This window comes from Spiroplasma endosymbiont of Cantharis nigra, from assembly GCF_964019925.1.
Classification (GTDB): Bacteria; Bacillota_I; Bacilli_A; order Mycoplasmatales; family Mycoplasmataceae; genus Spiroplasma_A.
The window spans coordinates 357,298-370,003 of the sequence record NZ_OZ026470.1; the positions used below are offsets into that span (position 1 = coordinate 357,298).

The 12,706-nt window shown below is 23.7% G+C and carries 10 protein-coding genes; 9 read left to right on the forward strand and 1 reads right to left on the reverse strand.

The window, feature by feature from the left end:
- Positions 1–36 precede the first annotated feature (36 nt).
- Positions 37–1,389: a hypothetical protein gene (locus tag AACL04_RS01525; protein WP_339030773.1), complete on the reverse strand. Its 1,353-nt coding sequence runs from the start codon at positions 1,387–1,389 to the stop codon at positions 37–39.
- Positions 1,390–2,079: 690 nt separating this feature from the next.
- Between AACL04_RS01525 and AACL04_RS01530 the strand changes: the two genes are divergently transcribed.
- The 9 genes from AACL04_RS01530 (at position 2,080) to AACL04_RS01570 (ending at position 12,548) form a co-directional block, all read left to right on the forward strand.
- Positions 2,080–2,406: a hypothetical protein gene (locus AACL04_RS01530; protein WP_339030775.1), complete on the forward strand. Its 327-nt coding sequence runs from the start codon at positions 2,080–2,082 to the stop codon at positions 2,404–2,406.
- Between the two features lie 21 nt (positions 2,407–2,427).
- Complete coding sequence (locus AACL04_RS01535) at positions 2,428–2,748, forward strand: hypothetical protein (protein WP_339030777.1); 321 nt, start codon at positions 2,428–2,430, stop codon at positions 2,746–2,748.
- Between the two features lie 354 nt (positions 2,749–3,102).
- The gene (locus AACL04_RS01540; RefSeq protein WP_339030779.1) at positions 3,103–4,938 is read left to right on the forward strand and encodes a lipoprotein; all 1,836 of its coding nucleotides are present in this window, start codon (positions 3,103–3,105) and stop codon (positions 4,936–4,938) included.
- A 360-nt stretch (positions 4,939–5,298) separates the two neighbouring features.
- On the forward strand, positions 5,299–5,610 hold the full coding sequence (locus tag AACL04_RS01545; RefSeq protein ID WP_339030780.1) for a hypothetical protein: 312 nt from the start codon (positions 5,299–5,301) through the stop codon (positions 5,608–5,610).
- Between the two features lie 639 nt (positions 5,611–6,249).
- Positions 6,250–7,230 carry a hypothetical protein gene (locus AACL04_RS01550; protein WP_339030782.1) on the forward strand — a complete coding sequence of 327 codons (981 nt, stop codon included), beginning with the start codon at positions 6,250–6,252 and terminating at the stop codon, positions 7,228–7,230.
- A 278-nt stretch (positions 7,231–7,508) separates the two neighbouring features.
- A complete protein-coding gene (locus AACL04_RS01555) occupies positions 7,509–8,225 on the forward strand; it encodes a hypothetical protein (RefSeq protein ID WP_339030784.1) in 717 nt (238 codons plus the stop codon).
- Positions 8,226–8,305: 80 nt separating this feature from the next.
- Positions 8,306–10,795, forward strand: coding sequence for a glucose PTS transporter subunit IIA (locus AACL04_RS01560; protein ID WP_339030787.1), 2,490 nt, complete (start codon positions 8,306–8,308; stop codon positions 10,793–10,795).
- A 2-nt stretch (positions 10,796–10,797) separates the two neighbouring features.
- Positions 10,798–12,204: a glycoside hydrolase family 1 protein gene (locus tag AACL04_RS01565; RefSeq protein ID WP_339030789.1), complete on the forward strand. Its 1,407-nt coding sequence runs from the start codon at positions 10,798–10,800 to the stop codon at positions 12,202–12,204.
- A gap of 107 nt (positions 12,205–12,311) precedes the next feature.
- Entirely contained in the window at positions 12,312–12,548 is a 237-nt protein-coding gene (locus AACL04_RS01570) for a S1 RNA-binding domain-containing protein (protein ID WP_053946295.1), read from the forward strand.
- Positions 12,549–12,706 lie beyond the last annotated feature (158 nt).

The window sequence follows — 12,706 nt, forward strand, 5'->3', positions numbered from 1 at the left end:
ATAATAAGCGATTATGTCCCAAAATACAAGATTTATCTAATAAATAGATCTTGTATTTTTTCTTTTTCTATCAAAAAAATATCAGTTAGTTGCTTTCCAAGGAGAGTCAATTTTGGGTACTTTAGTAGTTTCAAATTCTTCATTAGATAGTGTTTTAACATTTCCATGTAAACGTTCATCTTCAACTTGAATAAGATTGTAAATGTCATTTCCAATTAATGCATAATGCTTTTTATTTATTGTTTCCATAATCATTACTTTTAATTTTGGTTTAAAGTAAATTGGAGTATAGCCCTTACATATAAATCACTTATCTTTTTTAAAACTAATACTATGACCATTATCAATAATTCTTTCACTTCGATAAGAGAAAACAATATCTTCATCTTGATCAAATTTTCTAGTTACTGATTCTAATTGCTCTAAAGGTATTGAAAAATCTTGATTGTATTCCTGAATAAGATGGGGTAAATAATTATTTAACTGCTCAATATTTTTTAAATCTAAGAGTCTAATTATTTGAGGTCATCTTCTTTGTAATGTTCCAAAAGTTCCTTCGACTAATGCCTTTTCTTGAGGGATTGACGTTGTTTTTGTATTTACTCCTAAAGAGTGAAAAATAAACTGCAATTGTGTATTTGAGACACTATCCCCAAAATGGTCACGATTATTTTTACTACTAAAAACATTCCGATTATCACTTACATTTAGTTTTGGTAAACCATAATGTTTAAAGGCTTTTTTATAGATATTATAATAACTTTCAGTAGTTTCTTGTTCGCTGAAATAACCTGCCAAAATCCTTTTACTAGCTTTATCAATTACAATATGCAAATGGCATTTTAAGTTCTTAATTCATTGATGATTTGAAGCATCAGTTTCGTAGATTTCTCCAAATTTTACAATTTTCTTTTGCGTAGGATGGGGTTTGCTTGTTATAATTGAATTTGAAAGATACTCGCGTGTTAAATTTTCTTGGTTTGCTGCCTTTAAATTTTTACGAATATCCTTTTTTGTTTTTCTGTTAAGAGTATCAATTAAAATATTTTCTTCTATTAATATGTGCCTAATTGCAGAGTAACTTATTTTTCTTTTTCAACTTAACTCTCAATAATGTTTAATACTAAAGTCATAATATTTAGTTTGAAATAATTCAATTATTTCATCTTTAAATAATTGTTGAATTTTATTTATAGGTATTTTATTGGTATTTCTATGAATAAAGGCTTTTGCTCCAATCTCTTGATATTCTTTAAGTTTTCTTCTTGTGTGTCTAACACTATAACCTAATTTATAGGCTGTATTTTTAATAGACTCTTTTCTTAAAGATAATTGTTTAATTAATCTTAGTTGTTCTTGTTTCATGGTATTTAATAGTAGTCCTTTCATAAAACCTCCATTTATTGATTATAAAGGAGGACAAAGTCGCTTGTTAATATGTAGGGACATAATCGCTTATTACTCATAATGAAAAAAGGGAATAGTATTAGAAAAATATCAAAATGGAGAAAGTTGTAATAAAATAGTGTAGTGTAACCTTTTTTAGGACACATTTTAAAAATACTTTATATATTGATATAAAATATTTGTGAACGAAGAGAGGTTTTATTTTGACTAAGTATTCAATCAATCAAAAAATTGAATTAGTATTGAATTTTTATAAATCCAATTTGTTATTAGACAGTATTCAAAAGCAGTAGGAATTGATAAATAAAGATTAAAAAACTGAATAAAAATTTATGACGAAAATGGAAGAAGTGGATTTAAAAAGTCCTTTAAAGTCAATAATGAGGAGATTATAAATTTAAAAAAAGAGCTTAAAAAATCAAAAAGAGAGAGTGAAGATTTAAAATTAAGAGATGAAATGTTTAAAGAATTAAGAGAAATGATTGATAGAAAGAAGTAAATAAGTGAGAGTTAAATACATTTAAATCAAAAGTAGTTTATAACTTTACAATTAAATACCCAAATATTTCAGTTAGAAGACTTTGTAGACTAATTGATTTAGCAAAAAGTACTTACTATGATTGAATATCAAAAGGTAAACCAAAAATTAAGGCAATTAATTGAGATTTGGTTTTGAGAATTAATGATGTTTATAAAAATGAAGTTAAAATCTATGGTTCTAGAAGATTAATGAAGTATTTAGATCTAAATTGTAGTCATAAAAAAGTTCTGCGAATAATGAAGTTTCTAAAGTTAAAACCTAATAACTATAAAATACAAAAGAATAAATCAATTACTCCAGAAAAAATTGTTAAGTATCCTAGATTATTTAAATATCAAACAGATTTGAAAAATTATGGAGATATTTTCTCTGTAGATATTACCGAGAAAATAATAGCAGGATGCAAACTATACATTTGTGCCTTTTATCATGTAAACACTAAAAAGGTTTATGGTTAGGTAACTAAAAATATTAAAGGTATGAAATTAGTATTAGAGTCATTTTTTAATATGGTTAATGAATTTGGAACATTTAAACCAAACTCAATTATTCACTCTGATAATGGCTCAGAATTTAAATCTTATCAATATTGCTTAGCTACAATGTGATTTGGTTTTGGTTTAAGTATGTCTAGAATTGGTAGATCAATGGACAATGGATATATTGAAGGTTTTTGAAGTAGTCTTAAAAGAGAAGCAATCAAGGAAGGATATAAATACAATGTTGTAAATGAATACATTTATAATTTGAAAATGTATCAATATTTTTATAATAATAATAGAGTTAGTTATAAAATATAGGTGTCCGAAAAAAAAGGAACAGTACAGTTGTAATAAAATAGCTTGAATCCTTAAAAAGATGATAGCAAAAATACTTTCTTTTATGATATTATGGAAATATTTTTTGTTCCATAAAAAATTCTAAATTTAAATCAAGAAATTCACTTTATAGATAAATAATAATCAAAATTACACTTATTTACATATAAAACTCACAATTTATTTGACAATAATTGTCAGTTTCTTTTAAGATTGCCTATTATATACAAGTATTTTAAAAATGTTTTTAGACTTTATTTATTCTTTATAATCATAGGTTTTGTTTTTTATAAATATAAAATTAATGTATTATTATAAAATAATTAAGGAGAAAACATGAAAAAATTATTAAGCTTATTAGGAACAGTTAGTTTAATTGCAACTTCAAGTGCAACTGTAGTTGCATGTGGTAATGGTGAAACTAAGCCTCCACCAGAAATAGAATATGACAAATTAGTTAAGGAACTTGAGCAAGATGTTAATAAAATTTTTGTAGATCATTTACAAAATAGTGTTTATGAAAAAATGATAGGTCTAACTATTAATGAAAAGGAAAATAAGTTTTTAAATAAAACTACTATTAGAACATTTAAGGGTAGAACTGCAAGTGAAATTGGAGAAAAAAACTTAGTACATTTAGTTGATGATATTAATAGAATATTAGATATTACTCAATTAGAATCTAAATTAAATAAATTAAAACTTATTAATGAGTATAATATTCTTTTAAATGATGTAAGTACTTTATACAAGGGAATTGTGTTTGATTGAAGTACTTTGGATATTAATACAAATGAAAGTGAATCATTATATTTAGGAAATGTTTTATTAGACTTTAAAATACAAATTCAATACAAAGGTGAAAAAGATATTGAATTACTAGAAATTAATGATTCTTTTAAATATACTCTAACAAATGATGCAACATTAAAAGATTCATCTGATAAATTTTATAAAAATATTACAAAGGATTATTTTTCATCACAAGATTCAGATGCCATAAAATACTCAAATTTACTGTGAAATGATATTAATGGATCAAAAAGTAAATTAGATGCATATGGAAATATTGATAAAGAAATGGACAATTACTGAAATAATACTGCACAAACAAATGGATTTAAAGATTCTATTACTAAGTTTATTAAAACTAATTATTTTAGTAAATTACCAACATTGCCTTTATCTTTTGAAACAGATAATTTTTATAAAGGCTCACAATTAACGTCAACATCTCTTTTTAATTCTATTAATAAGCCAAAATCATTTGTTAATGAAGAGTCAATTAAGTTTGATTATAAAACTGAAGAAGGTCAATTAATGTTGGAAAGTATTTTTAGAAAAAATCCTGATATTAATCCAACAAATTTTATATTAAGAAATAATTATTTTACTGAAAAGAATCTTAATGTTTGAAAAAAGGATTATGATATAAAAAAAGAAAATTTTATTAAAGATCTAAATTTACACTTAAATGAAGAGCTTAAACAAACTGAACAATACAAAAACTCATTTTCAATGAAGTATGTTGACTTAACTGGACTTTCAATCAAATTTTCTGATGATGAATATGTTCATAATTTACCTGACTTTAAAATAGCTACTAATTATATAATTGATTCAAATCAAAGTTCAGAAGAAATTTTAGATGATATGACTGAATTTTCTATAAAATCAGTTAAAGCATTTCATGAAATTTTTGGTGTTGATTATAATTATAACTATTTGGAAAATAATAATTCCAAAGAAGATATTTTAATGGCTATTAAGAAATCTGACTTTACAAATGCAATTTATTTTGAAAGAGATAATACGGGTGGGGTACATAGAATGAGTCGAGCTCTTTCATTGAGCGCTAACAACACTTTAATTTCTTATAGAAATAATCTTTTAGAATTGTCAAATTTACCATTAACTTCACCATATTTATTTGATTCTAGATCTTCAATTAGTAGTGAAAGTAGTGCGTCAGGAGAGACAACAACTAAATACTCTAGAAGTCATAATAAAGAAGGAATATTTTCAACAATATATAACATTAAGGTAAATAGTGATTATTATAATGAAAAAATATTTTATTGAAATTTGGGTTACTTAAATATGTACTTTGATTTAGATCAAATAATTGATGGAACAAGATTTGGAGAAAAAGCATTTATTGTATTTTCATAGATAATATTTTTATGTTTAATAATAAATATAACTTCAAATTTAGGTAGTTTTTATCAATTATAATACTTTTATAAAAAAATATTATAATCTAAATTTAATAGTTTGCAGATATCTGCAAACTATTTTTTATATATGAGGACATGATTTAGAGTTAAAATTTTTGGAAGTTAGGTAAGTCTAAAAGTGTAATATATTTTTTTGATAAGTCTTTTTAAAGTACTGATTTTGTTGAATTACTAATAAAAATGATATCCATTTATAGCAATAATCAAAAAGTATAAGGGAAAGATAACTACTAATAATATTAATAGAAAATCACATAGCGATCATAAATCAAATCGTGTAATAGGGTATACTCAAATGGATTTCTCATTATATGATATTTCAGCTTTTAATTTTCTAAAAGATACTGAATTAGTTATGGGGATTAAAAAGTCAAAAATTAATAAAAAAGTAAAATACTGTATGCAGTATTTTGATATTTGAGATAATAAAAAAAAGAAAAGAAAAGATTTTTCATGAGTTATGAAAAATCGTATGAATCTAATCTTATGATTTATAAAATATCCAGAAATTATTATTATGGATGAACCTGGAGTAAATTTAGATTCATATTGGAGAAATAAAGTTGAAAATCTATTAATAGATTATTCAAAACAAGAAAAACTGTAATTATAAATGTTCAAAATATTGATGAGATTTCAGATATAATTGATAATTATATAATTTTAGAAACTAGAAAAAAATATTTGAAGGATCAAAAGCGAGCTTAGGTATTTACTCAAAATATAAAATTTTTATAAAAGATATTTTTAATGTTCAATCTTTTAGAAAATACTTATTGCAAGAAAATATATTATCATTTAAATTTAATCCCGATGAAAACTCCTTAGTAAATTGCAGCACAAACTTATCATCAAATTAACTATTTATTTTCATATTTAATTAAAAATAAATTACCGTTAGTAAATCTTATAAAACTATCAATAAATATGGAATTAATTCATAAAACTTTGATGAGTCAAAACAGAAAAAAATAATAAAATATTTAAAAAATAATAAAATATAAAATAAAAATTAATATAAATAATGGATATTTTTATTTTAGTCAATTTATATCTTAAAAAATTTAATAACGTAATAAATTTTTTGAAAATAAATGAATTTATTGTATAACATCAATTCATAAAATTAATTTTAAAAGTTAATTAAAAATCTAATAACTCTATTTTTTTATTATATTTGTTATAAAATTTAATTATATTAAAAAATGGGTGCGGGTGGGAATTTGAAAGAAGGGAAAATAAACAAATGAAAAAACTTTTAAACACTTTAGCTATCTTTGGTTTAGGATTAGCTTCTGTAAATCAAGTTACAGCATTTACAATAAAAAATGATGAAGATTCTTTAAAGGCAAATGATAAATTTTCATTAAAAACATCTACTTCAAATTTTGAAGTAGATAATAAAAATGAACTTTTACCAAATAAAAGTTATGATAGAAAAAAAGAAATGCAAGAAAACTTAATTGAATGACAAAAGTATAAAAGAGAAAATAATATTACAAATTTAAATATTGAAAAGCTAGAGGCCCAATTTGGAGCATTAGATAGTTCTGGCAATAATATTGATAAAAATTTTTATTGAAAACTATTAATTTCAGATAATGTAGAAGTTCAGAAATTAAACTTTTATGTTTATGATAAGTTAGACCAACAATACAAAGTAGATTTTATTGGTGATTTTAAGATAGATAATATTGAATATGAAAATATTTCACTTTCTGGATATGACAAAAATCAATACTTTACATCTTGACAAATTTTGAGTGATTTCTTTATTATTACTGAATATCAAATTTATGATTTACTAAAATTTAATCATAAAGAAATTATTACTTTGGACTTAGGTATAGGCGATTCTCAATCAGTATTTGTAAAAACATTAAATGAATATAAATATTACTTTAATTCAAATCCTAATGAAAAACAAAAGATAGTAAAACCATATTGATCTTTTTCAAATATTAAAACTAAAGAAGAATTCAATGTCAATGCAACAGATTATAAAAATGATGATAGAGTGTTTACCGAAGAGGCTTCTGAAACAATGGTATCAATTAGATTAATAGAGGATAGACCAGGTACTGAAACTAGCGTTGTAGGTTTAAATTGAGTTACAATAATGGAAAGTCCTGGGAATTTATCGGGAGCTACTATTATTAAAAAATATGAATCTGATACTATAAAAGGAGACTTTGAACTTTCCTTAAATGTAACAATAAAAAGATAAATTAATTTTTGTATTGTATATAAATAAATCTAATTTTAATGAAAAGTAATATAAGAGTACATATAATTAAAGGGATGGTGAGGTTAACCATCTTTTTTAAATAGGAGTATAATATTATAATTTAAAACTAATAATTTAGAGACTAAATTATAAAAATTAAATTAATAAAGTAAAATTTAATAGAGTTTAAAATTTTCTACATAATTTTAAAATTCTGAGTTATTATTATTTTTATATAAGAAATATTATTTAAATAAAAATAATTAGAAAAGGTAATTATGATTTTTGATAAGTTAACTAAAATATCACAAAATAATGATAATAAGAATGATACGCTAATTGCAAAAAAGTTAATAGAAATGTATATTAATCAGAATTTCTTATCTATAAAAGAATTTGCTGATTGTATTCATGTATCTGAAAGTTTGTTAACAGTGTTTTCTAAAAAACTTAAATTAAGGGGATATAGAGAATTAATCTCATTATTAAAATTTGAATTATTAGAACAAATAGCTCCAAATTTAGATTTTAATCAAGAAAATAAAGACCTAAATATTTTTTCTCAAATGAAGGAAAGTGTTTTTAAGATTTATAATAACATTAAAGATCGCAAAGTTTATATATTAAGTTCTAGTCAATTAAAGTATTATTCCAATTTAATTGTCGAGTTATTTAATTTAAATAATATTGATACTATTAACATAGTTAATGATTATTTATTTTATACATATCTTGAAAAAATTAATTCAGAGGACACAATATTACTTTTTTTTGCAGGTCAAGGTAATGAAATACTAATTAAAATTTATGAAAAGATTATAAAAACAAATGAAAATATATTTATATTTTGCTCAAGTTCACAGAAATATAAACTTAATACATATAAAAGTAGAGTTATTTTAGATTTAAAAGAATTTCCAAGTAATTATATTTATAGAAATATTTCAATGAGTTATATATTAGCATTTTTTTATGAAGCTATTAATTTACTTTAATTAATTTAATTTAAAAGAAAAAAGACTTAAGAGTCTTTTTTTAATTTTATTTTTAGAGATAATACTAATTGGAGGATAATATGGAAAAAATAAAATTTTATGCACCATGTGATGGAAAAATTTTCAAAATTGAAGATTTAAAAGATGGTGTTTTTAGTGAAAAAATGCTTGGAGATGGTATTTATATAGAACCAGAATCTAATATTTTTTATTCACCATTTGAAGAAGCAAATATCAATATGATTTTTGATACAAAACATGCGATGTTTATACAATGTAAAAATGGTCCAAATGTTTTAATTCATATAGGATTAGATACAGTGAATTTAAAAGGAAAGCCTTTTAAAATTTTTACAGATATTAATAAACAAGTTTCTTTAAAAGATAAACTTGTTGAAGTTAATTTTGATATGATAAAGAAAAATAAACTTTCTCTTGCTACTCCGATAGTTATTGAAGAGAATTTAGAAGAGAATTGAAAATTTGTTTTAAATGATGATGTAAAAAGTGTTAAAAAAGGTGATGAGATTGGTTATTTTTATTTAGATAATCAAAAAGATATCTTAAAAAATATAGATGCACTTATATCTATAAATAAATATGATAAAGTAGCAGAAGATATTTATGAATTTGTAGGAACTTCTGCAAATTATTCTAAATTTTATAACTGTATGACACGTTTTAGATTAATTATTAAAAATAAATCAAAAGTTGATTTAGAAAGTATAGAGAAACTAAGTTTAGTAAAAGGGACTCATTGAAATGGTGAAGAGCTTCAAATAATTATTGGTGGAGAGGTTCAAAAAGTATTTACAGCCTTTACTATACTAAATGATAATCTTTTGAAAGAGACAAATGCAGTTAAAGTAAAAAGACCTTTTAAAGAAAGAATTATGGCTGCTTTAGCAGGGGTTATGGTTCCTAATTTACCAATTTTTATTGGTGTGGGAATGTTAATGGCTGTTCAAAGTATTTTAATTCAAGCTGGAGTTTTAGTTAAACCTGGGCCAGCGGGTTCCTTAGAAGAAATTGATCACTTTAGTCAGTATTTTTACATTATTACGGATGTTGCTTTTAAATTTCTAGGATTATTTGTTGGTTACAATACAATTAGATATTTAGGTGGAAATTCTCAAATGGGGTTACTAATTTGTTTAGTAATTGCAAATCCATTTTTATTTCAAAATGCAACTCCTATTTGAACTTGATTCAAAATAGGAGATGTATCAATAGGGATTAAAGCATACGCAAATACAATATTGCCTTGTGTAGCTGCAATGATTGGATATTATTGATTAGATAAATGAATTAAAACTTGAATGCCATCAATGGTAGATATAATTTTTAGACATACACTTGCTTTTATTGTAATAGTAAGTGCAACATTCTTTTTTGTAGGACCAACATTAGGTCTTGTTGAATATGGAATTGGTTATCTTGTAAATCAAATTGGATTACTTCCCTTAGGAATTGGGGTTGCTATCTTTTCATTTGTTTGACAACCAGCAGTTGTCCTTGGGATTCACATTGCTATTGCAATGCCAATTTCTGTACAAGTTCAACAACAAATTCCACAATTATTAAGTCCAGGTTTAATGTATGGTGTTTATGGACAAGTAGGAGCTTTAATTGGCTTAATTATTAGAACCAAAGATGCTAAATTAAGAGCTATAGGAATTGCAAATATTCCAGCAGGATTAATAGGGGTTTCAGAACCTATATTATATGGAATAAACTTACCAAAACAAAAACCATTTATGGCTGGAAATATTGGAGCTGCTATTGGTGGAATGATCTCTGGTATTATTGGAGTTAAAATGCATGTTCCAGGAGGTTATGGAATATTTTCAATAACAGGTTATATTCCTGGTGGCTCTGTTAATGTAGCAATGTTTTCAATGTGTTTATTAATAACTCTTGCTTCAAGTGCTTTAGTAACATTATTGATTTATAAAGAAAGACCTGATGAATTAAAAGAAATTCAAAAGATAAATAAATTATTAGTTTATGCTTATTGTCAAAGAAATAATTTAACTAAAAAAGAAGCTTATGCTCAATTAGATGTCTTTTTATTAAGAACAAATAATTTCTTTTCAAAAGAAGAATTAAAAAATATCAAAGAACTAGAAAAAGAAATAATTATTTTAAATAAAAAAGAAGCTGTTTATGAAAAATATAGTGAGAAGTACGAACTACAAAAAAATAAATATCTTTTAAAATTAAAAAAATTACGTAAAACAGAAGATATTGAAAAAATAAAAAATCTATATAATACATTTGAAAATTTTGAAAAAAACAATAAGCAAGAGCAAATGCTAGAAGAAATTAACTTGTTTAAAGAAAATGTTAAAGAAAAATCAAAATGATTTAATAGTAAGCAAGATGAGTTTATGGATTTAGTGTCTCAAAATACTGAAAAATTTGCAAATGATGTAGAATTTTCAAATTTAGTTAAACTTAATAATCAATATTTTAATGCAATACATTCTTTAGATATAAATTATGGTTTGACTCAAATTAACAATGATTATTTAAGAAAAAAAGATATCAAAATAAAGGCGGTTAGTTAAATATGAAATTAAAGAAAAATAATTTTCCTAAGGATTTTCTATGAGGAGCTTCTATTTCAGCATTTCAATCTGAAGGAGCTTATAACGAAGATAATAAAGGGATGTCTGTTCAAGATATAAAAAAATATGGAGATGATGTTAGTGATTTTAAAGTTGCATCAGATTTTTATCATAAATATAAAGAAGATATTATTTTATTTAAAGAGATGGGCTTAAAATCTTTTAGATTTTCAATTGCTTGGTCAAGAATAATACCAACAGGAGATGGAGAAATTAATGAAAAGGGATTGCAATTTTATGAAAATTTAATTGATGAACTAATTAAAAATAATATTGAACCAATTCCAACTTTATATCACTTTGATTTACCTCTCTCATTACAAGAACAAGGTGGGTGAAATAATAGGGAATTAACAGTAAATGCCTATTTAAAGTACGCTGAGGCACTGTTTAAGAGATTTGCTAAAAAAATAAAATACTGAATTACATTTAATGAACAAAATGTAATGATCATGATTGGAAGTAAAGTTTCTATTTTAAATGGTTCACAAACTGCAGTAAATGAAAAGGAATTGTATCAGCAATCTCATAATATGTTTATTGCTCAAGCTAAAGCTATTGATTTATTAAGAAAATACTCTACACAAGCAAAAATAGGACCTGCTCTGAACAATGTTTGTATTTATCCTGATTCTAAGAAACCAGAGGACTATTTAAGCGCTCAAAATGCTAGTATAATGAGAAATTGATACTATTTAGATGCCATTGTTAGAGGAATTTATAATCCAATTGCTAAAAAATATTTTTTGGATAATAATCTTATGCCAGAAATATTGGATAATGATTTAGATATTCTTAAAAAAGGTAAACCTGATTTTTTATCAATAAATTACTATACATCAGGAACAGTAAAAGAAAATCAAGAAGATACTAATAAGGCTATTAAAATAGATCAACAAACCATGTTTGATATTAATGGTTTATTTAGCTATTCAAAAAATGAATATCTAGGAAAAACAGAATATGGATGAGCAATGGATCCAGTAGGTTTAAGAATTACATTAAGAGAGGTATATGAAAGATATCAATTACCATTAATGATCTCTGAAAATGGACTTGGATTATCAGAAAAACTTGAAAATGAGACTGTTAATGACCAAATGAGAATTGAATATTATCATCAGCACATTGAACAATTGCAATTAGCAATTTCAGAAGGTGTTGAAGTTATTGCATATAATCCCTGAAGTGCTATTGATTTAGTATCTTCTCATCAAGGGTTTAAAAAGCGTTATGGTTTTATCTATGTAGATAGAACAGAAAATGACTTAAAAGAGCTAAAAAGATATAAGAAAAAATCATTTTACTGATATAAGGACTTAATATTAAAAAATGGTGATATTTTTTAATAAAATAGCTATTTTTGCACACTAAAGTATTTATTTTTAAATTTCTTTTAATTTATCTACCTTTATTCATAAAAATAGTTTATAGTTATTGTAAAGGAGAACGAAACATGGGTACAATTGTAAATATTACTATTACTAAAATTGTCGATTTCGGAGCATTTTGTGATGCTGAAATTGATGGTAAAATCTACAAGGGTCTTATTCATATTTCAGAAATTGCTGACGCTTACGTAACAAACGTAGCTGACTATGTAACAGTAGGTCAACAAATGGATGGATATGTTATTTCAGTTGATGAAAGCAAAGACCAAGCTAAGTTATCATTAAAAAGAGTATCAAAATAATATAATTTAGCTTTTATTTAAATAGGGTTTTGGTTTTAGTAATAATATTACAATTGTCTTGCTTTATGTTAAATTTCTAAATAATTTATTAATGATGTCATTTTAATTAATATGGCTAAAAAAACTTCTGTAAAGAAGTTTTTTTCTTTTTATAATAA